The sequence below is a fragment of the Pseudomonas sp. MH9.3 genome, assembly GCF_034354675.1.
Classification (GTDB): domain Bacteria; phylum Pseudomonadota; class Gammaproteobacteria; order Pseudomonadales; family Pseudomonadaceae; genus Aquipseudomonas.
On sequence record NZ_CP133785.1, the window covers coordinates 2,878,520 to 2,903,454 of the forward strand.

General features: G+C 62.7%; 26 protein-coding genes and 1 pseudogene. 13 read left to right on the top strand and 14 right to left on the bottom strand.

What is annotated here, in order from left to right; genetic code table 11:
• Window positions 1–209: 209 nt before the first annotated feature.
• Window positions 210–1,544, top strand: coding sequence for an MFS transporter (locus tag RHM60_RS12565; protein ID WP_231422591.1), 1,335 nt, complete (start codon window positions 210–212; stop codon window positions 1,542–1,544).
• Between the two features lies 1 nt (window position 1,545).
• Here RHM60_RS12565 and RHM60_RS12570 read toward each other — a convergent pair whose 3' ends face one another.
• Complete coding sequence (locus RHM60_RS12570) at window positions 1,546–2,424, bottom strand: DMT family transporter (RefSeq protein ID WP_322211993.1); 879 nt, start codon at window positions 2,422–2,424, stop codon at window positions 1,546–1,548.
• Between the two features lie 185 nt (window positions 2,425–2,609).
• On the opposite strand from RHM60_RS12570, the gene RHM60_RS12575 reads away from it, so the two are divergent.
• Genes RHM60_RS12575 through RHM60_RS12585 form a run of 3 tightly spaced genes read left to right on the top strand, consistent with a single transcriptional unit; the run spans window position 2,610 to window position 4,938 of the window.
• On the top strand, window positions 2,610–3,026 hold the full coding sequence (locus tag RHM60_RS12575; protein WP_322211994.1) for a lipoprotein: 417 nt from the start codon (window positions 2,610–2,612) through the stop codon (window positions 3,024–3,026).
• A 52-nt stretch (window positions 3,027–3,078) separates the two neighbouring features.
• Window positions 3,079–3,966 (top strand): neutral zinc metallopeptidase, encoded by an 888-nt coding sequence (locus RHM60_RS12580; protein ID WP_057008662.1) that lies wholly within the window; start codon window positions 3,079–3,081, stop codon window positions 3,964–3,966.
• A complete protein-coding gene (locus RHM60_RS12585) occupies window positions 3,967–4,938 on the top strand; it encodes an alpha/beta hydrolase (protein WP_322211995.1) in 972 nt (323 codons plus the stop codon).
• A gap of 53 nt (window positions 4,939–4,991) precedes the next feature.
• Here the strand turns inward: RHM60_RS12585 and RHM60_RS12590 are convergent, their stop codons facing one another.
• Genes RHM60_RS12590 through RHM60_RS12600 form a run of 3 tightly spaced genes read right to left on the bottom strand, consistent with a single transcriptional unit; the run spans window position 4,992 to window position 7,065 of the window.
• Window positions 4,992–5,591 (bottom strand): HAD family hydrolase, encoded by a 600-nt coding sequence (locus RHM60_RS12590; RefSeq protein ID WP_209985071.1) that lies wholly within the window; start codon window positions 5,589–5,591, stop codon window positions 4,992–4,994.
• A complete protein-coding gene (tesB, locus tag RHM60_RS12595; RefSeq protein WP_209985074.1) occupies window positions 5,588–6,457 on the bottom strand; it encodes an acyl-CoA thioesterase II in 870 nt (289 codons plus the stop codon). Before tesB ends, RHM60_RS12590 begins: the two co-directional genes overlap by 4 nt.
• Window positions 6,458–6,495: 38 nt before the next feature.
• Entirely contained in the window at window positions 6,496–7,065 is a 570-nt protein-coding gene (locus tag RHM60_RS12600; RefSeq protein ID WP_209985077.1) for a GNAT family N-acetyltransferase, read from the bottom strand.
• Between the two features lie 75 nt (window positions 7,066–7,140).
• Here RHM60_RS12600 and RHM60_RS12605 point away from each other — a divergent pair, with 75 nt between their 5' ends.
• Both RHM60_RS12605 and RHM60_RS12610 read left to right on the top strand, forming a co-directional pair.
• Window positions 7,141–8,061: a histone deacetylase gene (locus RHM60_RS12605; protein ID WP_322211996.1), complete on the top strand. Its 921-nt coding sequence runs from the start codon at window positions 7,141–7,143 to the stop codon at window positions 8,059–8,061.
• 171 nt (window positions 8,062–8,232) lie between these two features.
• A pseudogene (locus tag RHM60_RS12610) lies at window positions 8,233–9,458 on the top strand (TIGR03862 family flavoprotein).
• A gap of 123 nt (window positions 9,459–9,581) precedes the next feature.
• On the opposite strand, the gene RHM60_RS12615 reads toward RHM60_RS12610, so the two are convergent.
• From RHM60_RS12615 to RHM60_RS12630, 4 genes are all read right to left on the bottom strand, one after another.
• Window positions 9,582–10,919: a DEAD/DEAH box helicase gene (locus RHM60_RS12615; protein WP_209985088.1), complete on the bottom strand. Its 1,338-nt coding sequence runs from the start codon at window positions 10,917–10,919 to the stop codon at window positions 9,582–9,584.
• A 48-nt stretch (window positions 10,920–10,967) separates the two neighbouring features.
• Entirely contained in the window at window positions 10,968–11,864 is an 897-nt protein-coding gene (gene yedA, locus RHM60_RS12620; protein ID WP_209985091.1) for a drug/metabolite exporter YedA, read from the bottom strand.
• Window positions 11,865–11,978: 114 nt separating this feature from the next.
• Window positions 11,979–12,242, bottom strand: coding sequence for an acyl carrier protein (locus tag RHM60_RS12625; protein ID WP_209985093.1), 264 nt, complete (start codon window positions 12,240–12,242; stop codon window positions 11,979–11,981).
• Window positions 12,232–12,798, bottom strand: coding sequence for a hypothetical protein (locus RHM60_RS12630; protein WP_209985096.1), 567 nt, complete (start codon window positions 12,796–12,798; stop codon window positions 12,232–12,234). Before RHM60_RS12630 ends, RHM60_RS12625 begins: the two co-directional genes overlap by 11 nt.
• Window positions 12,799–13,290: 492 nt before the next feature.
• Between RHM60_RS12630 and RHM60_RS12635 the strand changes: the two genes are divergently transcribed.
• Window positions 13,291–13,587 (top strand): DUF6124 family protein, encoded by a 297-nt coding sequence (locus RHM60_RS12635; RefSeq protein ID WP_209985100.1) that lies wholly within the window; start codon window positions 13,291–13,293, stop codon window positions 13,585–13,587.
• A 138-nt stretch (window positions 13,588–13,725) separates the two neighbouring features.
• On the opposite strand, the gene RHM60_RS12640 is transcribed toward RHM60_RS12635, so the two are convergent.
• From RHM60_RS12640 to RHM60_RS12650, 3 genes are all read right to left on the bottom strand, one after another.
• Complete coding sequence (locus tag RHM60_RS12640) at window positions 13,726–14,337, bottom strand: PolC-type DNA polymerase III (RefSeq protein ID WP_231422584.1); 612 nt, start codon at window positions 14,335–14,337, stop codon at window positions 13,726–13,728.
• A gap of 25 nt (window positions 14,338–14,362) precedes the next feature.
• Window positions 14,363–14,839, bottom strand: a complete 477-nt coding sequence (locus RHM60_RS12645) for an NYN domain-containing protein (protein WP_003236960.1) — start codon at window positions 14,837–14,839, stop codon at window positions 14,363–14,365.
• A gap of 117 nt (window positions 14,840–14,956) precedes the next feature.
• A complete protein-coding gene (locus tag RHM60_RS12650) occupies window positions 14,957–15,685 on the bottom strand; it encodes a DUF2076 domain-containing protein (RefSeq protein ID WP_209985106.1) in 729 nt (242 codons plus the stop codon).
• Window positions 15,686–15,864: 179 nt separating this feature from the next.
• Between RHM60_RS12650 and RHM60_RS12655 the strand changes: the two genes are divergently transcribed.
• Together RHM60_RS12655 and RHM60_RS12660 are read left to right on the top strand one after the other, a co-directional pair.
• A complete protein-coding gene (locus RHM60_RS12655; RefSeq protein WP_322211997.1) occupies window positions 15,865–16,524 on the top strand; it encodes a YciC family protein in 660 nt (219 codons plus the stop codon).
• A gap of 40 nt (window positions 16,525–16,564) precedes the next feature.
• Window positions 16,565–17,653: an endonuclease/exonuclease/phosphatase family protein gene (locus tag RHM60_RS12660; protein WP_209985114.1), complete on the top strand. Its 1,089-nt coding sequence runs from the start codon at window positions 16,565–16,567 to the stop codon at window positions 17,651–17,653.
• Window positions 17,654–17,774: 121 nt separating this feature from the next.
• On the opposite strand, the gene hrpB is transcribed toward RHM60_RS12660, so the two are convergent.
• The gene (gene hrpB / locus RHM60_RS12665; protein WP_322211998.1) at window positions 17,775–20,285 is read right to left on the bottom strand and encodes an ATP-dependent helicase HrpB; all 2,511 of its coding nucleotides are present in this window, start codon (window positions 20,283–20,285) and stop codon (window positions 17,775–17,777) included.
• Between the two features lie 151 nt (window positions 20,286–20,436).
• On the opposite strand from hrpB, the gene RHM60_RS12670 reads away from it, so the two are divergent.
• Window positions 20,437–20,856 carry a hypothetical protein gene (locus tag RHM60_RS12670; protein ID WP_057008634.1) on the top strand — a complete coding sequence of 140 codons (420 nt, stop codon included), beginning with the start codon at window positions 20,437–20,439 and terminating at the stop codon, window positions 20,854–20,856.
• A gap of 9 nt (window positions 20,857–20,865) precedes the next feature.
• Window positions 20,866–21,759 (top strand): cation diffusion facilitator family transporter, encoded by an 894-nt coding sequence (locus tag RHM60_RS12675; protein WP_322211999.1) that lies wholly within the window; start codon window positions 20,866–20,868, stop codon window positions 21,757–21,759.
• Here the strand turns inward: RHM60_RS12675 and RHM60_RS12680 are convergent.
• Complete coding sequence (locus RHM60_RS12680) at window positions 21,756–22,769, bottom strand: DUF6515 family protein (RefSeq protein ID WP_209985122.1); 1,014 nt, start codon at window positions 22,767–22,769, stop codon at window positions 21,756–21,758. The two genes, RHM60_RS12675 and RHM60_RS12680, sit on opposite strands and share 4 nt — an antisense overlap.
• A gap of 427 nt (window positions 22,770–23,196) precedes the next feature.
• Here RHM60_RS12680 and RHM60_RS12685 point away from each other — a divergent pair, with 427 nt between their 5' ends.
• The gene (locus tag RHM60_RS12685; protein WP_003176264.1) at window positions 23,197–23,676 is read left to right on the top strand and encodes an Lrp/AsnC family transcriptional regulator; all 480 of its coding nucleotides are present in this window, start codon (window positions 23,197–23,199) and stop codon (window positions 23,674–23,676) included.
• Between the two features lie 396 nt (window positions 23,677–24,072).
• A complete protein-coding gene (locus RHM60_RS12690; RefSeq protein ID WP_322212000.1) occupies window positions 24,073–24,291 on the top strand; it encodes a DUF2788 domain-containing protein in 219 nt (72 codons plus the stop codon).
• On the opposite strand, the gene RHM60_RS12695 is transcribed toward RHM60_RS12690, so the two are convergent.
• Window positions 24,286–24,921, bottom strand: a complete 636-nt coding sequence (locus RHM60_RS12695) for a pseudouridine synthase (protein WP_322212001.1) — start codon at window positions 24,919–24,921, stop codon at window positions 24,286–24,288. The two genes, RHM60_RS12690 and RHM60_RS12695, sit on opposite strands and share 6 nt — an antisense overlap.
• Window positions 24,922–24,935 lie beyond the last annotated feature (14 nt).

Below are 24,935 nucleotides of genomic sequence, written 5' to 3' on the forward strand. Positions count from 1 at the left end.
TTCTCCCGGCACGTGTTGTTTGTGGCAAATTATTCGCCCCCAGCCTACACGCAGCAATCATAATGTACGAACCGGTTAGTTTTTGGTGCGATTATCGAACACTAGCCGATTTGGCGAATTGACGATTTTTTAACCGCTGCGCACCATCGATCTCGTAAGAAAAGACCCAGAACACACCATAAAAATTTCAAAAAAACGGGTACGACCTCATGCCTTTGCAAAACCCTACCCTGGCCACCCGCCCGGGCACCCCGCACGCCGGCATCGGCGACAAGATCCGCGGCGCCCTGGCCGTGGGTAAAACTCGCTGGGGCATGCTGGCCCTGGTGTTCTTCGCCACCACCCTCAACTACATCGACCGCGCCGCCCTGGGCGTGATGCAACCGATCCTCGCCAAGGAAATGAGCTGGACGGCGATGGACTACGCCAACATCAACTTCTGGTTTCAGGTGGGCTACGCCATCGGCTTCGTGCTGCAGGGCCGCTTGATCGACCGGGTGGGTGTGAAGCGCGTGTTCTTCTGCGCCGTGCTGTTGTGGAGCCTGGCCACCGGCGCGCACGGCCTGGCCACCTCGGCAGTGGGCTTTATGGTGTGCCGCTTTATCCTGGGCCTGACCGAAGCCGCCAACTACCCGGCCTGCGTCAAGACCACCCGCCTGTGGTTCCCGGCCGGTGAACGCGCAGTAGCCACCGGTATCTTCAACGCCGGCACCAACGTCGGCGCCATGATGACGCCGATGCTGCTGCCGTTGATCCTGCACGTGTGGGGCTGGCAGGCGGCGTTCCTGTGCATGGCGTCGCTGGGCGCGCTGTGGCTGGTGTTCTGGGGTTTGAAGTACTACAACCCGGAAGATCATCCGAGCGTTAAACAATCGGAACTGGACTACGTGCAGCGGGAAGTCGAGCCGGAACAACCGGGCGTTCCGTTCAGCCGCATCCTGCGCATGCGCGGCACCTGGGCCTTCGCCATCGCCTACGCCCTGACCGCCCCGGTGTTCTGGTTCTACCTGTATTGGCTGCCGCCGTTCCTGAACCAGCAATACAACCTGGGCATCAACGTGACGCAGATGGGCATCCCGCTGATCATCATCTACCTCACCGCCGACTTCGGCAGCGTGGGCGGCGGTATCCTGTCGTCGTTCCTGATCGGCCGTGGCATGAACTCGATCAAGGCACGGCTGCTGTCGATGCTGCTGTTCGCCTGCTGCATCGTCGGCGTGATCATGGCGGCCGGCTCCAGCCAGCTGTGGGTCGCGGTGTTTGCCATCTCCCTGGCCATCGGCGCGCACCAGGCCTGGACCGCCAACATCTGGAGCCTGGTGATGGACTACACGCCCAAGCACATGATGAGCACGGTGTTCGGGTTCGGCGGGATGTGCGCGGCCATCGGCGGCATGTTCATGACCCAGATCGTCGGCCACATCCTCACGGTGACCAACAACAACTACACGGTGCTGTTCACCCTGATCCCGGCGATGTACTTCATTGCGCTGACCTGGATGTACTTCATGGCCCCGCGCAAGATTCCGACGGTAGACGTGTAACTCAACGACGCCGCTGCTGCCAGGCAGCGGCCAGCCCGCTCATGCAGATCACCCCGATGCCGACCACCGTGGTCATGTCGGGGGTATGCCTGAACACCAGCCAGCCCAACAACCCCGCAAACACGATCTGGCAATAGCCGAACGGCGCCAGCAAGGCCGGCGCCGCGAAGCGGAACGCCTGGGTCAACATCAAGTGGGCAGTCATGCCGCAGGTGCCCAGTGCCAGCATCATCACCCCATGCCACAGGCTCGGCACATGCCAGAAGAACGGCACCATCGCACTCATCACCAGGGTGTTGCACAGCCCGGCGAAAAAGTTGCTGGTGGTGGGCGTGTCGTATTGGCTGAGGATGCGCGTGAGTAACTGGTAGAAGCAGAAGAACAGCGCCGAGCACAACGGCAGCAGCACCGCCGGGGTAAACAGCTCGCCGCCGGGATGGATGATGATCACCACGCCGATGAACCCGCAGATCACCGCCAGCCACTGGCCCCGCGTAACGTGCTCGCCCAGCAGCGGCACCGACAGCGCGGTCACCAGGATGGGCGCGAGGAAGTTCACCGCCGTGGCTTCCGCCAGCGGGATGTAATGCAGCGCCGTGGTGAAAAACAGGCTGGTGCCCAGCAGGCACAACGCTCGCACCACCTGCATGCCGGGGCGTTTGCTGCGCAGTACGCGCAGGCCCGACTGCGGCAGGAAAATCCCGGCCATCAGCAAGGTGTGCACCATGTAGCGCGCCCACACCACCATCACGATCGGGTAGAACCCGGCGAGGTATTTGGACAGCGCGTCGTGGCTGGAGAACAGGAACGTCGCCACCACAATCAACAGGATGCCTTTGAACGGATGGTTGACGCCGGAAAGCGGGGTACTGACAGTCATTGAATTCTCTTGGGTGGCGAGTTAAACGCGATGGCACTCAACCGAATAATCTAGCAGCCGGGCGTGGGTCTGCCCTCAGAGCATAACCAAACACCGGGCGAACAGCGCACTAAATCACCGGGTTTGGGTCCAACCCTGCACGTTCACTGCCGTATTGCACATTTTTTAACCAAGGCCTGCCTGCCATGAAAAAAACCTTGTTCCTGCTCTCCACCCTGGCCTTGCTCGCCGCCTGTAACCATGAGGACAAGGCACCGGCCAAACCTGCGCCGCCCTCGGTGCAGGCGACCCTGGTGCCGCCCACCCCGCCCACCGACCAATGGGTGGGCAAATGGATCGGCGTCGAAGGCCTGAACCTCACCATCGCCAAGGACGACGCCATTGGCCGTGGGCACTACATCCTGACCATGCAATACGGCCTGGATGCCGAGGACACCGGCACCTTCAAGGGTGAAGAAGCCGAGGACGGTATCGCCTTCACCCGCCCGGACGGCCCGCAGATACTGCGCGCCGGGGACGGTGAGGCCACGGGTCTTAAATGGCTGGCGGATAAAAAAGACTGCCTGATCGTCGCCACCGGCGAAGGCTATTGCCGCCAATAAGGCCATACTTCATCAATATTTTTGTAGGACCTTTCATCAAGAGGATTGCACCATGCTATGGAAAAAAGGCCGACGCAGCGACAACGTGGTGGATGCCCGGGATGACAGTGGCGGCGGCGGTGGCGGCATGCGCTTCGGCGGCGGCAAGGGCCTGAGCCTCACGGCGATTGTGCTGATCGTCGGCATTGGCTGGCTGACCGGCCAGAACCCGATGCAGATCCTCAGCGAGCTGACCGGCCAGGCCGAGCAAGCGCCTTCGGTGAGCCCGCAAACGCGCCAGGCACCACCGGCCAACGACGAGCAGGCTGATTTTGTGCGCGCCGTGCTGGGCGACACCGAAGACACCTGGGGCCAGGTGTTCAAGGAAAACGGCCTGACCTACACCAACCCGAAACTGATTCTGTTCCGTGGCCGGGTGAATTCCGCCTGCGGTGGGGCCACCTCGGCCAGCGGCCCGTTCTACTGCCCGGCCGACCAGCAGGTGTACCTGGACCTGGATTTCTTCCGGGAAATGTCACAACGTTTCCAGGCCGCCGGCGACTTCGCCCAGGCCTACGTGATCGCCCACGAAGTCGGCCATCACGTGCAGACGCTGCTCGGCATCTCGGCCAAGATTCAGACCGCCCGCCAGCAGGGCCGTCCGATGGAAGGCGACGGTGGCCTGCTGGTTCGCCAGGAGCTGCAAGCCGACTGCTTTGCCGGGGTATGGGCCAACCGTGCGCAAAAGCGCCTGAACTGGCTGGAACCGGGCGATATCGAAGAAGCGCTGAATGCCGCCAACGCGATTGGCGATGACCGCTTGCAGCAACAGGGTCAGGGCCGCGTGGTGCCTGACTCGTTTACCCACGGCACCTCGGCACAGCGGGTTCGCTGGTTCAAGACCGGCTTCGCAGGTGGCCAGATCACTCAATGCGACACCTTTGCGGCCAAGAGTCTCTAAATGAACAAACCATGGGGTGTGCTGCTGGGTCTGCTGGTGTGCTGTTCAACCCTGGCGGCTGAACACGGCGTCAAGGAGGTCAGCCCTGACCGCTTTCACCTGCAGGCCGGCGACCTGAGCCTGGGCTTGAGCCAGGACTGGCGCCAGCCGATGCCCCAGGTCACGCGGGCGCTGATCATCGTGCATGGTCGCCTGCGCAACGCGCAGACCTACCTGCACAGCGGGGTCGATGCCGCCCGCCAGGCCGGCGTCGGCGCTGAAACGCTGGTGATCGCGCCGCAGTTTCTCAACCAGGCGGACGTGAAGCGCAATCACCTGAGCGATCAGTTGCTGCGCTGGCATGGCAATGACTGGATGGGTGGCGCATCGTCCACCGGCCCGGGCCAGATCAGCTCGTTTGCTGCGCTGGACCAGATCATCAAGCACCTGGGCGACCGTAAACTGTTCCCGGCGCTGAAACAGATCGTGGTCGCCGGCCACTCCGGCGGCGGCCAGGTGGTGCAGCGCTTCGCCCTCACCGGCCAGGCTCACCCGCCCCTGCAAACCGAAGGCATCAGCCTGCGTTACGTGGTGGCCAACCCCTCATCCTATGCGTACTTCAGCCCGCAACGCCCGGTGAAGTTCGACGCCGCCCGCTGCCCGGGCTTCAACGACTGGAAATACGGCATGCAAAACCTGCCCGACTACGCCAAGGGCCAGGGGCCCCAGCAGTTGGAACAGACCTACGTGTCGCGGGATATCACCTACCTGCTGGGTCAGCAGGACACCGACCCCAACCATCCGGCGCTGGATAAAAGCTGCGAAGCTGAAACCCAGGGCGCGTATCGGTTGATTCGTGGGCACAACTATTTTGACTACCTCAAGCTGCGTCATCCGCAGTTGAGCCACAGGCTGGTGGAAGTGCCGGGTGTGGGGCATGACGGCGACAGGATGTTCACCTCGCCGGAGGGCCAGAAAGCCCTGTTCAACTGACGAAGCCGGATAAACATGTGGGAGGGGGCTTGCTCCCTTCAACCTTTTGATTTCTATTGACTGGCCTGAATCATCCGGCGCAACGCCGTGCAATCCTCGGCATGCCAATCCGCCAGCTCCGGCCACGGGTTCTCCGGCAGGTTCACCAACACCGTCCGCGTTCCCGCCGCCCTTCCGCAATCCAGGTCGAAGCGGTAATCCCCCACCATCACCATCTCGCCCGGTGCCACGCCCCAGGCAGTCGCCAGCTTCAACAATCCACCCGGTGCCGGCTTGGGCGGTGCGTCTTCACGGCCCAGCACATCCGCCACCGCAAAGCAGTCCGCCAGGCCAATCGCCGCCAGCGTGACGTGGGCCAGCTCCCGCGCGTTGCGGGTCAGGATGCCCAGGCGATAACCGCGTTGGGCCAGTTCGCGCACCAGCGCCACCGCACCCTCGGCTGCCGTCGAGGCCAGCGCCAGTTCACGCTCATGCGCCAGCAGCCAGGCATGTTTGGCCGCTGCGATATCGGCCGGCAACCCGGCCAGATGGGTGAGGATATCGTCTTCGGGCGGTATGCCCAGGGCCACGCGAATGGCCGCAAAGTCGTGCACCGCCACGGTGAGGGTGCCGTCCATGTCGAACACCCAATGTTTAACCTCTGCCAGGCTCATGCCCAGTCCTTGCGATGACGAATCAGGCCTTCCTGAGTCACCGACGCCACCAGTTGCCCGGCGCGGTTGTACACGCTGCCCCGCGAGAACCCACGGGAATTACCGGCCCACGGGCTGTCCATGGCGTAGAGCAGCCAGTCGTCGGCGCGCAGGTCGGCGTGGAACCACAGCGCGTGGTCGAGGCTCGCGACCTGCATATCCTTTTGCCACACGGTCTTGCCATGGGGCAGCAGCGAGGTGGTCAGCAGGCCGAAGTCCGAGGCGTAGGCCAGCAGGTACTTGTGCAGCGCCGGCGCATCCGCCAGGGCGCCATCGGCGCGAAACCACACGTATTTGACCGGGTCGGACGGCTGCGGGTTAAACGGGTCGCGCTCGGTGACCGGGCGTACTTCGATGGGCTTGGGGCACAGCAGCTTGTCGCGCATGTGCTCGGGGATCAAGTGCGCGCGCTGCTGGGTCAGCTCCAGCTCCGACGGCAGGTTTTCCGGCCCCACCACGACAGGCATGGTGGTCTGGTGCTCGAAGCCTTCCTCGTCATACTGGAATGACGCACTGCAGGTGAAAATCGGGTTGCCCTTCTGGATCGCCGTCACCCGGCGCGTGCTGAAACTGCCGCCGTCACGCACGCGATCCACCGAATACACCACCGGCAAGGCGGCATCACCTGGACGCAGGAAATAACCGTGCAGGGAATGCACATGACGCGCTTCTTCCACGGTCTGGCTGGCGGCCGACAACGACTGGCCGAGCACCTGACCGCCGAACAACTGGCGAAAACCCAGGTCCTGGCTGCGGCCGCGAAAGAGGTTTTCCTCAATCGGTTCCAGGGTCAGCAAGTCCACCAGATCTTCCAATACTTGGCTCATAGAGCAACTCCTAAAATCTACGGGGCATTCCGGGCTGCTTATCCGTGCAGCGTGTCCAACCATTGGGCGCGGGTGATGCGATACAAAACATGTGGGCGCAGCGGGTCATCGGCTGCGACCTTGGGGTGTTCAAAATCTGCCTGGGGATCGTAATGCATACCGATGGCCTGCATGACTTTCTGCGATGGCAAATTGGCCTCGGTGGTGAAGGCGACGATTTCATCCAGCTGCAAGCGGTCGAACCCACAGCGCAGCGCGGTCCAGGCCGCCTCGCTGGCATAACCCAGCCCCCAGTGTTCGCGGGCCAGGCGCCAGCCGATTTCCAGCGCTGGGGTAAAACCTGCCTCAAAGCTGACATGCTGCAAGCCGGTAAGGCCGATGAATTCGCCGCTGTCCTTGCGCTGCAAGGCCCACTGGCCAAAGCCGAATTCAGCGAAATGGCCGCGAATACGGCCGATCAACGCGGCGCTTTCCAGGTGGCTCAAGGTGGCCGGGAAATAGCGCATCACCTGCGGGTCGGCGCACATGCGTGCAAATTCCGGCAGGTCGCTGTCGCGCCATTGGCGCATGATCAGGCGTGCGCTGTGCAGTTCGAGTATCGGCTCCATGGGTCCCCTCCCTTGCCATGTGCGAGAGTGTACAGCGCTGGTAAGATCCTTCGCAGGTTCCCGTCAGAAAATCCCATGCCTTTGCCATTGATCTACCACGATGACTACAGCCCTGAGTTCCCGGCAGACCACCGGTTTCCCATGGACAAGTTTCGCCTGTTGCGCGACCACCTGGTGTCCAGCGGGCTGACCGAAGACAGCCGTCTGCTGCGCCCAGAGTTGTGCCCGCCGCAGATTCTGGCCCTGGCCCACGAACCTGGCTACATCGCACGCTACATGAGCGGTGAACTGTCCCGCGAAGACCAGCGCCGCCTCGGCCTGCCCTGGAGCGAAGCCCTGGCCAGGCGTACCGTGCGTGCGGTCGGCGGTTCCCTGCTCGCCGCCGAACAAGCCCTCGAACACGGCCTGGCCTGTCACCTGGCCGGCGGCACCCACCACGCCCATTACGATTACCCGGCGGGCTTCTGCATCTTCAATGACCTGGCGGTAATCAGCCATTACCTGCTGGCCAGCGGCCGGGTCAACCGCGTGCTGATCTTCGACTGCGACGTGCACCAGGGCGACGGCACCGCACGCATTCTCCACGACACGCCGGATGCCATCACCGTGTCGCTGCACTGCGAAAAGAACTTCCCCGCGCGCAAGGCCCAAAGCGACTGGGATATTCCGCTGCCCATGGGCATGGGCGACGCCGATTACCTCAAGGTGGTCGACGATGCGCTCAACTACCTGCTGCCGCTGTACCAGCCCGACCTGGTGCTGTACGACGCCGGCGTGGATGTGCACAAGGACGACGCCCTCGGCTACCTCAAGCTGACAGACTCAGGCGTCGCCGCCCGCGATGAAGCCGTCATGCGCCACTGCCTGGGTCGCGACATTCCAGTGATGGGCGTGATCGGCGGCGGCTACAGCAAGGACCGCCCTGCCCTCGCGCGCCGCCACGGCATCCTGCACCACAGCGCGCAGCGGGTGTGGACGTCATCAGGGTGTCACTGAACGCTGGGCGTTACCCACAATGGCTGTGGAACGGCCTGTGGATAACTTGAGCGTAAGCGCCTGTAGGCATTTATCCGCAAGGCCTGCAGAAAACTGTATGTTTTTTGATCAGGCAGCCGGCGTCGCGTCCGGTAGAATGCCCGGCTTATTCACAGCACCGTAGCCCTGCCCATGCCTCAGACCCCACCTCACCACGTCACCCTCATCGGCGGCGGCCCCGCCGGGCTGATGGCCGCCGAAGTCCTGAGCCGGGCCGGCGTGCGCGTGGACCTGTACGACGGCATGCCCTCGGTGGGGCGCAAATTCCTGCTGGCGGGGGTGGGCGGCATGAACATCACCCACTCCGAAGCGTACCCGGCGTTCGTGGCCCGCTATGCCGAACGGGCACCGCACCTGGCGCCGTTGCTGCGTGAGTTTGGTGCCGAGGCATTGTGCGAATGGATCCACGGCCTGGGCATCCAGACCTTTATCGGCACCTCCGGCCGCGTATTTCCTGCCGACATGAAAGCCGCGCCGCTGCTGCGCGCCTGGCTCAAGCGCCTGCGCGACCAGGGCGTGGTTATCCACACCCGGCATCGCTGGTTGGGCTGGAACAGTGAGGGCGATTTACTTATCCACAGCCCGGAGGGCGAGAAGACCGTGCGCAGTGATGCCGTGCTGCTGGCCCTGGGCGGCGGCAGTTGGTCACGACTGGGTTCCGATGGCGCCTGGCTCAAGTTGCTGGAAGACAAAGGCGTGCCCTATGTTCGTCTGCAACCGAGCAACTGCGGGTTTGAGGTGTCGGCCTGGAGCGAATTGATGGTCAGCAAATTCGCTGGCGCGCCGTTGAAGAATGTCGCCATCGGGCTGGGCGACGACAAGCCCCGGCTGGGCGAATGCGTGATCACCGCCACCGGCATCGAGGGCAGCCTGATCTATGCGCTGTCGGCGCCGATACGTGAGGCCATCAACCGTGACGGCGCGGCCACCGTGCATATTGATCTGCTGCCCAGCAAGCCGCTGCACACCGTGCAGGCCGCACTGGCCAAACCGCGCGGTTCGCGCTCGATGAGCAAGCATTTGCACAGTCAACTGGGAGTGGACGGCGTCAAGGCGGCGCTGTTGCGCGAGTTGACGCCGGCTGAGCACTTCAATGATCCCGCGCAGCTGGCGGTGGATATCAAGGCATTGCCGTTGACCCTGGTGAAGACGCGCCCCATCGATGAGGCCATCAGCACCGCAGGCGGTGTGCCGTTTGAGGCGCTGGATGAGCGCTTGATGCTCAAGCAATTGCCGGGGGTTTTCTGTGCGGGGGAGATGCTGGATTGGGAGGCGCCGACCGGGGGTATTTGCTGACGGGGTGTTTTGCCAGTGGCAGAGCGGCTGGGCGGGGGATGCTGAACTGGCTTCAGCGCTGATCGTTGTGCTGTCTTCGGGCCCGCCATCGCAGGCAAGCCAGCTCCCACATTTTGAATGTATTCACAGATCAAAACTGTGGGAGGGGGCTTGCTCCCGATAGGGCCATCAGCAGCGCCGCGAAATCACTTCTTCTTGCGCGGCCCGGTATTGAACACCGGCACCTTGCGCACCGGCTTGATCGACGGCTCAACCGGCGCCGAGTCGCCACTCTCCACCCACTTGCCCAAATTGCGCTTGCCACCACCACCGCCAGACGCCTTGGGCTTCTTCGGCTTTTTCGGCTTCTTCACCACCTGCCCGCTGGCATCGGTGTCCGGCACGCGGTGCTCGGGTTCGAAGTCCGGCTCCATCTTGCGGGTGAGGGTCTGACGCGTGAGCATCTCGATGGCCGACAGCATGTTCACTTCATCGGCGCACACCAGGGAAATCGCTTCCCCGGTATTGCCCGCGCGCCCGGTACGGCCGATGCGGTGGATGTAATCTTCGGCAACGATCGGCAGATCGAAGTTGACCACCAGCGGCAGGTCTTCGATGTCCAGGCCACGGGCCGCCACGTCGGTGGCCACCAGAATCTGCACGTCGCTGCTCTTGAAACGGTCCAGCGCACGCTGGCGCGTGGCCTGGGGTTTATCACCATGAATGCCGTCGGCGTTGATGCCCAACCCTTGCAGCTTGTCCACCAGCGCATCCACGCCGTTGCGGGTCTTGGCGAACACCAGCACCTGCTTCCAGCGGCCCTTGCGCATCAGGTGCACAAACAGCTCGGCCTTGCGCTTCTTGTCCACCGGCACCACCCACTGCTTCACGGTGTTGGCGGCGACGTTGCGCGGGCTGACTTCAATGCTCAGCGGGTCGTTGAGCATCTGCCCGGCCAGCGTGCGAATCTCATCGGAGAAGGTCGCGGAGAACAGCAGGGTCTGACGCTTTTTCGGCAGCATGCGGTAGATGTTCGCCAGCTCTTCGGAGAAGCCCAGGTCGAGCATGCGGTCGGCTTCATCCAGCACCAGGGTTTGCAACTGGTTGAGTTTCAGCGCGTTCTGGCGGAACAGATCGATCAGGCGGCCGGGCGTGGCGACCAGAATATCGACACCCTTGCGCAGCTTCATCATCTGCGGGTTGATGCTCACGCCGCCATACACCGCGTAGGTGGTGAGCGGCAGGTTCTGCGCGTACTCGGCGACGCTGGCGTGAACCTGCTCGGCCAACTCGCGGGTCGGGCACAGGATCAGCGCGCGCGCCGAGTTGGCGGCGACTTTCGGCCCCTCCATCGTCAGCAATTGCAGCAGAGGCAAGGCGAAACCGGCAGTCTTGCCGGTGCCGGTCTGAGCCGCTGCCATCAGGTCACGACCGGCCAGCACCGCCGGAATGGCTTGCGCCTGCACCGGCGTCGGGGTCTGGTAGCCAAGCGTCTCAAGGGCGCGCAGCAAGGGTTCGATCAGGCCAAGGGTGGCGAAAGTCATGTGTTTACCGTAGGAAAAATTCAGCGCAAAGGCGTAATGCGCGGCAGTTTACCTTATTTCCGGTTTGGGCTTGCGCCATTGGGGCAGGCTGATCAGCAACACGGCGCTGATGATCACCAGCATCGCGAAGGCCTCCTCCAGGCCGATGGTTTCACCCACGAAGACGATCCCCAGCAAGACGGCGACGGCCGGGTTCACATAGGCATAGCTGGTGGCCGCCGCCGGGCGTACGTTTTTGAGCAGGTACATATAAGCGTTGAACGCGATGATCGAGCCGAACACGGTCAGGTAGGCCAGGGCCAGCCAGCCTTCCAGCGGCGGCAGGGCTTTGAGGTGCTCGCCGGACAGCGCACTGACCAGCAACAGCGCCACACCCGCCACGAGCATTTCCGCCGCACTGGCCATGGCGCCCTGGGGCAGCGACAGTTGCCGGCTCCACACCGAACCAAACGCCCAGGAGGCGGCTGCTATCAACAGCAGCACTGCGCCCATCGGGCTCGATTGCAGTGTGCTGCCCATGTTGAGCATGGCGATGCCGATAATCCCCAAAATCACCCCCGCCCACTCCAGCCGCGTATTGCGCGCGCCCCAGAAATAGCCGCACAGCAAGGTAAACAGTGGCACCGTCGCCACGGCCAGCGCAGCCACACCGGACGACACACCCATATGCTCGGCCACACTGACACCGCCATTGCCCACCGTGAGCAGCAAAATACCGATCATGCCGGCGGCCTTCCACTGCGGCCAGGTCGGCGCCGGCACGCCACGCCATCTGAGAAAGCCATACATCAACGCGCCCGCCGTGCAGAACCGAATCCCCGCCAGCAACAACGGCGGCCAGTATTCCACGCCAATGCGAATCACTAGGTAAGTGGAGCCCCAGATGACGTACAGCGCGAAAAAGGCAGCGATCAAGGGTAAGGGAAAGCGACGGGGGCCAGGCATGGGGCGGCTCTATGGCAGGAGAAGGGGGGCTTATTTTAGGAAGGCGGACTGTTAAACATAAGTTACAAAACCTGTTTAAACGGGCCGTACACTTTTCGGAAGGGGGTGGCTGGTCTACTGAATAGACGAGCGCTGAGCGATTAAATCGATAACCTGCCCGATCGTAGTGATGTGATCCCAGTCATCCTGAGTCGCGCGCAGTTTGAACTGCCATTTGATCTGCATGACGAAGCAAGTCAGGTCATCATCAATAATCTTGAAGTCATGGACGAAGTCGGTTTGCTCCGTCACCTGAGTTCGGTCGATGAAGCCAATGATATCGACGAATAACTGAATGACTTTTTCGCTGATATCGGCTCTGGTCAGATCACCTTCCATTTCTTGCCTCATAGGCACACTTGCCAATACTGACTAAATCAAAGATCGCCAGCCCCGCTGCAACGAAGGGAATACCTCGCCCGATAATCCCGAATACCCGAACGGTGCCAAACGTTGCTTTTGCCATTCTGGCCACCGTTGGTTGCCTGATCAATGTACGAGGAAAAAAACGCATTCCAATCAAGCTCGCCAGATTCGTCGTTTTGCTGGAACCGACGTGGACCCAGGCGCCCACGGCAATTTTGCTGATGGGTATACCTGCTGCGCCAGTGATAAGCGTTGCTGCAGTCAAGCCGTAGTGCTGCTGCGTACATTTCCATAGCTCATCAAACGTAGTGCCAGGCGCCGAAGAGTCCGAATGAATGGGCCGCACTAACTGGTAGCTGGCTCCATGGTTCCAGCCCGTTGAATCAGGCAACACCATGACTGCCGGGCAGCTTGTCATCGTGTTCCCCAAATGAAACGCCATGTTTGAGGCTGAGCCGAAATCAATGCCTTTTGATTTGAGTTCAAACATGCCCCGCATGATCGCCGTATGAAGATCGCTTTCCTGCATGACGTAGTCCTTTTACGTAAATGACAGGCGCAATGTTAGGTCGAGGCAAAGGGCGATAAATGGGCGAAGAAAAAAACAGAAAGATCTGACGGTGCGTTAGCTGATCGGCCTACTGACCATTCAGAAAGAGCGGAAAGGGCTCCACAAACAGCTGATAGTTTAGTGGCCAGCAAGACCGATCCCTATCATTTGCGGGACGTTTCCGAGAGAATCCCACAGCCTTGTTTCCGTCGGATCAGGTAGCTAGTCTCGCTCGGTCATTGAGTTTTCGGTGACCGGACGTGCAAGTCCGGCGGCAATAAGAATTACAAATCAACGCAGCTTAGCGCTCAGCTTTTGCTTGGTGCTTGCCAGTTATGGCAGCTGTGCGTGGGAGACCCTCGGGTCTGCTGGGTTTTACTTCTTGCCCCGGTCTTGCACACCTACGCACAGTTGCCACCCTCTTCGCGTGCAAGCGGACGGTGCCAACTTCTTCCAGCAAGGAGTTTCACCATGGTCAAAGTCACCCCCGATCCACCCCGCTTCCCCAGCGAAGACGCCCTGCTCCATCGCCGCGCCACCGACCACTATCTCAAAGCGTCCGCCCCGGATGCGCCCACCTTCATCCTGAATGACAACCTGAGCTTCGAAGACGCCCTGGCCCATGCGGCGGATTTGCTGCAGTGCGCAGTGGAGACAGCGCATTCGTCCAGGGACGCCATGAATGCGCAACAGCGGGCAGTGATGCATTTGGTGGAAATGGCGAGAGGGGTGGTGGATCGGGCGTTGGAGTGTGTGCAACCTGGATGATCACCGCATAACCCATGTGGGAGGGGGCTTGCTCCCGATGGCGGTGGTTCAGTTGCACATCAGTTGCCTGACACACCGCCATCGGGAGCAAGCCCCTCCCACATTTGGATTTTCAGTGTTCTTGAGAGGGTGGCAGGCTCAAAACCCGCGATGTTTCTTCAGGTGCTCATTGATCTTCGCCGCCGGCACTTTCTGCAAGGTGCACAGCAGGTCGTGGGACAGTTCGCGCAAGCCGTGGGTGCGCCGTAACTCCTGGGCCAGATGCGCCGTGAGGTTGGCCGCCATCTCCGCATCCGCCAGCGCCCGGTGGGCCTTGCCGGTGTGGGGCAGTTGCGCGTAGCTGTTGAGGGTGCCGAGTTTGTGGTTCGGCGCAGCCGGCATCAGGCGGCGGGCCAGCAGCAGGGAGCAGGCGAATTTTTGCAGGCGGGTGCGGCGGATCAGGCCCAGCTCGAAGTCCCAGAACTTCTGGTCGAACGCGGCGTTATGCGCCAACAGCGGCGTGGTGCCGACGAATTCATTGACTTCATTCATCACGCGCTCGGCCGGCGGTGCGCTGCGCAACATCGCGTTGCTGATCCCGGTGAGCTGTTCGATAAAGCCGGGCACGCGTACGCCGGCGTTCATCAGGCTCTGATAACGGTCGACAATTTGCCCACGCTCAAGAATGACCACGCCGATTTCCGTCGCGCGGCAGTGGCTGCTCGGCGTGATGCCGGTGGTTTCAAAGTCGATGACCGCTATACGTTCCAAACCTGTTTGCACTCCGTCCAACTATTTATTTGAGCAGCAACGCGCCTTCAATCGGCACGTAGCGGCTGGCGGCGCGTATCAGCGAATTGGCGGTCAGGCCCGGTACGCCGTAGGCCACTGCCTCAACGCCATGTTTATTGATGACGCGGTCGAGCAGCATGTCGAAGTCGCCGTCACCGGAGGCAAGCACGATTTCGTCGACGTGGTCGGCGGCGTCCATGATATCGAGGGTGATGCCCACGTCCCAATCGCCCTTGGCCGAGCCGTCGCTGCGCTGGATGTACGGCTTGAGTTTGACCGTAAAGCCCAGGTTGCGCAGGATCTGCTGGAATTGCTGCTGCTTGCTGTCGCCACGGTCGATGGCATACGCATACGCCTCGACGATCTGCCCGCGCGCGCTGATGTCAGCCCACAGCGCGGCATAGTTGAAGTGGCAACCATAGGCCTGGCGCACGGTGTAGTAGAGGTTTTGTACATCGGCGAACACTGCAATTTTCTTCACCGCACTTCCTCATGACAGCCAGGCGCCAGGGCCCGGAAAGGGTGCCAGTATGCCAGCCACAGGAACGTTTCCGGGAAAAATCAGACCGGGACGACAGCGCGCCCCGGTCCCGGTGTGTCAGACGAAGGTATCGTCGTCGCCGAAGGAAGAGGAGTCGTCGACATAATCGTTATCGGCGAAGCTGTCGGTGTTGTTGCCGCCCCAGCTGTCATTGCCGGCAAATTTCTGGTCGTCGTTGCCCCAGTTGCCTTGATCGCTGGCCGGCGCCGGTTGTTCGATGATTTCCTCCACCACCTGCGGCTGCTGGTTGTGGTGGAACAGGCTGCTGATGCCTTCGGCCAGCAACACACCACCGGCCACGCCAGCGGCAGTTTTCATCGCGCCGCCCAGGAAACCGCTGCCCATGGGTGCTGCAGCCGCCGCCTGGGGTGGTTGCTGGTAGTTCTGCTGCGGCGCAGGCTGGCCGAACGCAGGCCGCGCGGGTTCACGCCAGCCACCGCCGGCATTGGACGGCGCAGGCTGGGTATCGCGCGAGCTGCCGCCAAAGATGCTCGACAGAAAACCACCGCCGCTCGCCGGCGCCGGTTGCGCGGATTTGGCCCGCTGCAACTCGTCCTGCAGTTGCTGGATCTGCTGCGCCTGCTGCTTGTTCTGCGCATCCAGGCTTTTCAGCGCCTGCTCCTGCACCAGGATCGACTGGGTCATGTAGTACCCGGCGGCCGGTTGGCGAGTCATGTGCTCCTTGATCCGCGCTTCGGCCTGGGCGTCGCGGGGGGCTGAGTCCGTTTCGGCTTGTTGCAACCGTGAAAACAGTCCATCGATCAGGGTTTGCTCTTCGCTGTTCATGGCGACCTCGTTAGATTGCCGGTAGAAATCAGGGTCCTGCCTGTGATCAGGCCAGGTGCATGCTAGTTATGGGGGTGTTACGAGTTGTTTCAATGGTCTTTACGCAAGGTTTACGTTTGCGTCGCTGCGAGTCTGATCGGTTAAAGTGTTCCTTTATTTACAGGCCTGCGATATCCCTGATGAATCCGTTAGACGTACTGCGCGACTCTTTCCGCTTTACCCGGCACAACCTCGGCGCCATCGTGCAATTGTGTTTGCCGCTGGTGATCCTCGAAGCCTTGCTGCAACAGATACTGGACCACACGCTGGGCGCGGAGGCATTTGCCGGTTACAGCGTGGTGGTAGGTTTACTGGTGTACCCGCTGTACACCGGTGCGCTGATCCTGTTTCTCGACGCCCGCACCCGTGGCGAGTCGCCACGCACCCGCGATGTGTGGGCCATGGCCCTGGCCCTGTGGCCACGCTTCGCCCTGCTGACCGCCATGAGCACGCTGCTGATATTGGCGGGGCTGTCGCTGTATTTCCTGCCGGGGCTGTGGCTGATGGTGGTGCTGGCATTCGCCGAATACCTGCTGGTGTTGCGCGGCATGTCGGCCCTGGAGGCGATGAAGGAAAGTCTGCGCCTGACCCGTGGGCATTTCTGGCGAATCCTGGTGTGCCTGCTGTGCGTGATGACGCCGCTGTGGCTGCTCAAGGGCGCGAGCGTGGCGGCCTACCCTGAGCCGGCGCCGCTGCTGGGCCTGGTGATGGACAGCGCGCACAGCTTTCTGCAGCTGTTTACCAGTGTGGTGCTGTTCCGTTTATTCATGTTGATCGGTGGCGATGCCGACGCGCGGTGATATGCTCACGGCCACTTCTGAAACGCCATAAGCCGAGCCGATGACCCGTTTATTGCGCATCACCCTGCTGGGCCTGCTGATCGTTGCCGGCCTGCTCACCGCCCTGATCTACCACCTGACCTGGCGCCCGGCCGCCAGGCAGACCTTGCCCGTCAGTTGCGTCGCGCCCCGTGCGCCGACCCTGCTGCCTGGGCAGGCGCTCAAGGTGATGACCTGGAACGTGCAATACCTGGCCGGCAAGAACTACGTGTTCTGGTACGACCGCAGCGACGGCGGCGGCCCGGACGAACGTCCCACCGTCGAAGACATGGCCTTCAGCCTCGACGAAGTGGCCCGGGTGATCCGCGACGAACAACCCGACCTGCTGCTGTTGCAGGAAATCGACGAAAACGCCAAGCCCTCCCACTACCAGGACCAACTGGCCCTGCTGCAGGAACGCCTGGTCGACCTCTACCCCTGCAGCGCCCAGGCCTTCGACTGGAAGGCCGACTTCGTCCCCAGCCTGCACATCTTCGGCAGCGTCGGCCGCAAGCTCGCAACCCTCAGCCGCTACCAGATCGAACACGCCGAACGCCTGCAACTGCCCACCTCGGACGCCAACTTCATCAGCCGCCAGTTCCAGCCCAGGCCGGCCTTGCTGCTGACCTACCTGCCACTGAGCGACGGCGGCCAACTGGCGGTGCTCAACACCCGCCTGGACGGCGATACCCCTGGGCGCAGTGCGGTGCAGGAGCAGGTCAAGGCCACCGTGAAGCTGCTGGATAAATTCGAAGGCCGGGGCACACCCTGGTTGATCGGCGGGGATTTCAACCTATTGCCGCTGGGCCAATACCTGCGCCTGGACGCCGACAAACGCGGGCAGTACTCGCCGGACAGCGAGCTGCACCTGCTGTGGGACAAATACCCGATGATCCCGAGCAACAGCGAGTCCAGCGGCATCGACCGTGAAAAATGGCTGACGCATTTCCCCAACGACCCCGGCATCGACGGCCCGGATCGCACACTCGATTACCTGTTCTACAGCCCACGGATCAAGCGGGTGGAGGCAAAGGTGCGACAGGAGGATACGTTGCGTATTTCCAATCATTTGCCGGTGATTGCCCGCTTTCTCCTGCCCGCCGCGCAATAACTGTCAAAAATATCAATGTGGGAGGGGCTTGCTCCCGATGGCAGTGTGTCAGCTACCCATACACTGACTGAACCACCGCCATCAGGAGCAAGCCCCCTCCCACATTTTTTGATCTTCAACATTAAGGCTTGCGAGGCTTGATCCTCGCCGTCGGCTCCGCCACCAACGGGTCATCCGGCCAATAATGTTTGGGATACCGCCCCTTCAAATCCTTCTTCACCTCGGCGTACGTACTGCGCCAGAAGTTCGCCAGGTCCTGGGTCACCTGCACCGGCCGCCGTGCGGGGGACAGCAGGTGCAGCTTGACCGCCTGGCGCCCGCCGGCAATGCGCGGCGTGTCCGCCAGCCCGAACAGTTCCTGCAAACGCACCGCCAGAATCGGCGGCTGTTCGCTGTAGTCCAGGCGCACCGACGACCCCGAGGGCACCTTGATATGCTGCGGCGCCAGTTCGTCCAGGCGTTGCGGCAGCGGCCAGGGCAGCAGGTTGTGCAGGTAGCTGGAAATGTCCAGGTGGGCGAAATGGCTCAGGCGCGAGACTTTGCCCAGGTAGGGCATCAGCCAGTGTTCCAGGCTGGCGAGCAAGGCCTTGTCGCTGATGTCCGGCCATTCGCTGGGCGCGCCCCTATCCAGCTCGCGCAGCAGCATGACGCGGGCCTGCCACTGGCGCAGCTCCGGGGTAAAGGGCAGCAACTCCAGGCCTTTGCGTCGCACTAGGTTGACCAGCGCCTGGCTGCGCGCGCTTTCATCCAGGCCGCTGAGCGGCTCGCGACTGAGCACCAGTTCGCCGACCTTGCGTTGGCGTTCGGCGCGCAGCATGCCTTCGCGTTCGTCCCAGTCCAGTTGATCGACCGTGCGCACCTGCTCGGCGAGCACCGTGTCGAACAGCGCCGGATCGAAATCTGCCGCCAGGTAGATGCGTTCCTCGCGCTGGCCCTGACGGCTGCCGAGGTCGGCGATCACCAGCCAGGGCTGTTTCATCAGGCTGTCGGCCTCGGCGAACAGCGCGGCACGGCCATTGGCCAGGCGGTATTCGGCGCCACCGGCACGGCGTTGCTGGGCGACGCGGTCCGGGTAGGCCAGCGCCAGCAAGGCGCCGAGCCAGCGCGGGTGGTCGGGGTCGGCCACGGCCTGCGTCGCCTTGCCTCTCAAGTAGCCACGATACTGCCGCGCCAGTTGCCGGGCCCGTTGCACGCCGCCCTGGGTACCACGGGCGCGCTCTTCGCCGGACAGCAGCGCCAGGCGGCTGTGCAGGTCCGCACCGGCACCCCGCAGGATATCGCGCTCGCCCAACAGTGCCGCGACATGGCAGGCGGTGTCCGCCAGCCCCAGGTCTTGCCCGCGTAACAGCAGATGGGCGATGCGCGGATGGGTCGGCAACTCGGCCATTTTCTGCCCGTGGGCGGTCAATTTATCCTCATTCAATGCACCCAGACGCACCAGCAGGTCCTGGGCCTGGGCGTACGCGGCGCTCGGCGGCACATCCAGCCACACCAACTGCGCGGGCGTCACGCCCCAGCGCGCCAGTTGCAAGGCCAGGCCGGCGAGGTCGGCGGCGAGGATTTCCGCACTGCCATAGGCCGCGAGGCCTTCATGCTGGTCTTCGGACCACAGTCGGTAACACACGCCAGGCTCGAGGCGCCCTGCCCGGCCGGCACGTTGGGTGGCACTGGCGCGGGAGATACGCTGGGTGTCGAGGCGGGTCATGCCGCTGCCGGGGTCGAAACGCGGCACCCGCGCCAGCCCGGCATCAATCACCACACGCACACCGTTGATGGTCAGGCTGGTCTCGGCGATGTTGGTGGCGAGCACCACTTTGCGCTTGCCGGCAGGTGCCGGGTCGATGGCGGCGCGCTGGGCGTTGAGGTCCAGCTCGCCGTGCAGCGGGCACAGCAGCACCTCGGCGCGATCGCCCAGGGCGTCGGCCAGTTGCTGATGGACCCGGCGAATCTCCGCCTGCCCCGGCAAAAACACCAACACGCTGCCGGTCTCGTCGTGCAGGGCATCGAGCACGGTCTGCACCACTCTCGGCTCGATGAACTCACCAGACTGGTACGGCCGCCCCCAGCGCATCTGCACCGGGAACATACGCCCCAGGCTGCGCAAAATCGGTGCGTCGTCCAGCAGGCTGGCCAATCGCTCGCCTTCGAGGGTGGCGGACATCAGCAGGATTTTCAGCGGCTGCTCGTCGCGAAACAGCTCGCGCCCGTTGAGGCTCAGGGCCAGAGCCAAGTCGGCATCGAGGCTGCGTTCGTGGAATTCGTCGAAGATCAGCAGCCCCACACCGTCCAGCGCCGGGTCGTCCTGCAAGCGCCTGGTGAGGATGCCTTCGGTGACCACTTCAATACGCGTGTTGGGCCCGACCTTGCTGTCGAGACGGATGCGGTAGCCGACGGTTTCGCCGACTTTTTCACCCAACTCGCTGGCCAGGCGTTCGGCCGCCGCACGGGCGGCGAGGCGCCGGGGTTCGAGCATCAGGATGGTTTGCCCGGCCAGCCAGGGCTCGTTCAACAGGGCCAGCGGCACGCGGGTGGTTTTACCGGCGCCGGGCGGCGCTTCCAGCACGGCTTCATGGCGAATCGCCAAGGCGTCACGCAAGGCGGGTAAAACATCATCGATGGGCAACGAATTCATACTGGCTCCAAAGCAGAGCGGCGAGTATAACGGCGAACGGCCCAATGCCGACGCTGGTCTGAGAAACACCACTGGCCTGCTCCCACCTTGGGTCGGCGTCGTTCAACAGAATGGGCTTATAGTCACTTTCAACTGTGTTGAGGAGATTTCCATGCGTATTGCTTCCCGTGTCATCGGCGGTGTTTTGGCCGTCACCCTGCTGAGCCAACTCACCGCCTGCGGCTCGATCATGTACCCGGATCGCCGTGGCCAGCTCGACGGCAAGATCGACCCGACCATCGCCGTGCTCGATGCCATCGGCTTGTTGTTCTACGTGATCCCCGGGCTGATCGCCTTTGGTGTCGACTTCGCCACCGGCGCGATCTACTTCGAACCGGGCAAGACCGCCCAGGTCGATCCGCAGAAACTCCACGAAGCCGTTGGCGCCGATGGCAAGGTCGACAACCTCAAGCTGCAATCGATCATTGAGAAGGAAACCGGCCGCAACCTGCCGCTGGATGACCCGCGCCTGATCCAGTTCAAGGGCAGCGTGCAACAACTGGCTTCCCTCGGCCTGCAGCCCGCCGCTTAAGGATCACCCATGACCAGCAGTCCCGAACACGCCAGGCTCCTGCGCCAGGCAACCCGCGCCTCGGTGGCGGTGGCCAGTGCGCTGATCGTCACCAAGGCCATTGCCTGGTGGTTCAGTGGTTCGGTGAGCATGCTCGCAGGGTTGACCGACTCACTGCTTGACGGCGTGACGTCGCTGCTCAATCTGCTCGCGGTGCATTACGCCCTGCGCCCGGCCGATGACGATCACCGTTACGGCCACGGCAAGGCGGAATCGCTGTCGGGCATGGCCCAGGCGCTGTTTATCGCGGGCAGTGCGGTGTTGATTGCCTTCCAGGCCTACCACCGCCTGCACCACCCGGAACCGGTCGGTGCGCCCTGGCTGAGCATCGGCGTGATCGTGTTTTCCCTGGTGCTGACCGTGGCGTTGCTGATGCTGCAACACCGGGTGATCCGCGAAACCGGCTCCAACGCGGTGCGCGCCGATTCACTGCATTACCGCTCCGACTTGATGCTCAACGGCAGCATTCTGGTGGCGCTGGTGTTGGCAGGCATCGGCTTTCATCAGGTGGATGCGTGGTTCGGCCTGGGCATCTCGGCTTATATCCTGTGGAGCGCCATCCAGATCGCCCGGGAAAGCTTTGCGGTGCTGATGGATGAAGAGCTGCCCACCGACGTCAGCCAGCACATGCTCGAGCTGGCTCGCAGCGTGCCGGGTGTGCTGGGTGCCCATGACTTGCGCACGCGGGTGTCGGGTAATCACTGGTTTGTGCAACTGCACCTGGAGTTGCCGGGGGAACTGACCTTGTCGGTGGCCCATGGCATCAGCGACCAGGCCGCCGATGCCATTCACCAGGCCTACCCGCGCGCCGAAGTGCTGGTGCACGCCGACCCGCAGGAAGTGGTCACCGGCGCCAAGGCCTAGTACTGCACCTGATAACCGCGACTGCTCAGGCAGTTGCCCTGGGCCTGACGGTAGGCTTGTACCACCGCAGGGTCCGGGGCGTAGGTGACGGTGCGCGGGTCAAAGCCGCTCTGCTGCACCGCCCAGCGATAGCAGTCGTAACCGTCCTGCTGCACCTGGGCCGGTGACTGGCCGTTGGCGGGGTAGGCCACCACGTCATAGCCCTCGCCCTGCGATGGAGGCGGCGGCGGGGGCGCCTCTGCCGGCGGTTGCACGACCACGTATTGCCGCGTGCTTTCCTCATAGGCGTAATAGGCGCCCGCAGCGAGGAACAACAGCGAACCGCCCACCCGCACTTCGCGCGCGTAGTCCGGCAAATACTGCACACGGATGCCGTACGGCGGCGTCACCACCACGTAATGCGGGCCCTGGGGGCGATACCAGTAGCCGCCAGAGAAGAAATAATCCTGGCCCCGGTACGGCACACGGTAATTGCGGTCGGGGAAGCGGTCGATGACGTAACCCGGACGATGTTGCGGGCCGGGACCCCAACCGTTGCCATGCCCGTCGGGGCGGCCTGGCCAGCGGTTGTCGTCGGGACGGCCGTTGAAGCCGGGACGTGAACCGGGGCCGCCGGCCTCCCAATGCCGGTTGTCGTCATTGCGCCGGGGGATGTCGCGGTAGTAACCCTGACGCGGCTCCTCGGTCTGACGCACGGTATCCGGGCGCCCCTGGATCGGCAGCTTATTGGACGGCGGCGGCGCAGGCCGGCCCGGCTCGTTGCCGGGTGGACGTCCCTGCCCTTGGCTGCCCGCGTTCGGGGCACCACGTTCAACGCGCTGATTTTCCGGGCGCGGCTGATTGTTTTCCGCCCGCCCACCGCCTTCCGGCCCGCGTTCATGCTGCCCGCCGCCCTGAGGCCTCGGCCCGGGACCAGGCCCCGGCGCGCCATCGCGCTCATCGGCCAATGCCTGCGCGCCGACGCTTGCCACCAGCAAACCAACACCTGCCATACGCCAGATGCGCTTCATGCTATTCCTCACTGCGGATTAGGGCTTGAACATGAGACTGGGAAAGCCTCGCCCGGTTCTGGCACAGGTTATCAGTCACAAGAAGTTTCATCGCAGGTAAAAACCGCGGCAAAAGAAAAGGGGCAACCCGTCGGCCACCCCTTGAGAATTTCGTCCTGGCGCAACGCTTTTGACGTTGGCTCACCTCACGCCGTCGTGTCGACAGTGTGCAGCCTGGAGGTCGGCTCAACCCTGCTGGGGTGGCGGCCGCAACGCACCTGATTGGGCGAGCTGCTGTGGACTGTTGTCCAGGCGGTGATTCTGTTGACAACGATACCCGCCCACGCCCGACGGATGATTGCGAAGATTGCGTCAATAAACAGTGCTTGCGCAATTTTTAACCCTTCATGGATAATTCATCGCAATAGTTACGACAAAGGCTAACCCGATGAGCAAGCTTGACCGATACGACCTGAGTATTCTGGCGGAATTGCAGCGCGACGCGAGGATCTCCAACCAGGAGCTGGCCGAGCGTATCGGCCTGTCGCCGTCGCCCTGCTCGCGCCGGGTCAAGCAACTGGAAGACGACGGCTATATCTCCCGCCAGGTCGCCCTGCTCGATCGCAAGATGCTCGGCTTGAGCCTGACCGCCTATGTGCTGATCGGCATGGACCGGCACACCCCCGAGCGCTTCGAGAATTTTGAAGCCGCCATCCGCACCCTGCCCCAGGTGCTGGAATGCAGTCTGGTGACCGGGATGGACGCGGACTATCAGCTCAAAGTGGTGGTGCCGGACATGGATCACTATCAAAAACTGCTGCTGGGCCATCTGACCCGCATCGAAGGCGTGACCAGCGTGCGCTCCAGCTTCGTGCTCAACCAGGTGCTCAACAGCACCGAACTGCCGCTGACGCACTTGCGTACCTGACCTGAAGCACACTGAAGTTCCCCTGTGGGAGTAATGCCGTTCAGTTAAGCCAGCGTGATGCTCGAAGCAATGAGCGGTGCGACTTTTCGGTGTACCTATCGGTTTCTGCGGTAACGGCGACTTAGGGGGCCGCCGCGTTGGGGTGCGCAGCGCCCCTAATCAAGGAAAACGCGGTGTACCTGATACTGCTCAGCGCCTGGTTTTGGGGCTGCTACGCAGCCCAACGCAGGACGAGCCTGCTCGCCACAGGGAATCTGCGCTTAACTGAACGGCATTACCCTGTGGGAGGGGGCTTGCTCCCGATAGCGGCGTGTCAGTTTATGAATAAGCTGACGGACACCCGGCTATCGGGAGCAAGCCTCCTGCCACACTTGAATTTGCGCAAGGAAGGCTCCCATGAACACCCTCGACCCCGCTCGGTTCGAAGAATGGATGATGACCGGTCTGGTGACCCTGCTGATCCTCTTCATGGGCTTTATCGTGTGGGACCTGGCGAAAAAATCCAACGCCGGACGCTTTGGCTCGCTCATCCTGTTCCTGGTGCTGGGCCTGGGCATCGCCGCGTTCATGATCAAGAGCGTGGTGATCGGCCTGATCGAGTCCGGCGCCTTATAAATGCGCCGGCACCGCCTTCCACTGGCCCTGATCCAGCCCTTCGATAGACCAATCGCCAATACGCACGCGCACCAGGCGCAAGGTCGGCAAGCCCACCGCCGCGGTCATGCGCCGTACCTGACGGTTACGCCCTTCGCGAATCACCAGTTCCAGCCAGTGTGTGGGCACACTTTTGCGAAAGCGCACCGGCGGGTTGCGCGGCCACAGCTCAGGCTCGTCCAACAGCCGGGCTTGGGCGGGCAAGGTCATGCCGTCGTTGAGTTCCACACCGTCGCGCAGGCGTTGCAGTTGCGCGTCAGTCGGCTCGCCTTCCACCTGCACCCAATAGGTTTTCGCCAGCTTGTGCCGTGGGTCGGCGATGCGCGCCTGCAACTGGCCGTCGTTGGTCAGCAGCAGCAGGCCTTCGCTGTCACGGTCCAGGCGGCCCGCCGGGTAGATGCCGGGGATGTCGATAAAATCCTTGAGGGTCGCGCGCCCGCCTTCGTCGCTGAACTGAGTCAGCACATCGAAGGGTTTGTTGAACAGGATCAGCTTCGGCTCGGCCGGCGGCGCCTTGGCGACACGACGGGGGGCAGCCTGCGAAGGTTTCACGCCAGGGCGGCGCGAATCGGGACGGGTGGGACGGGACATGGCAAAGGAACATC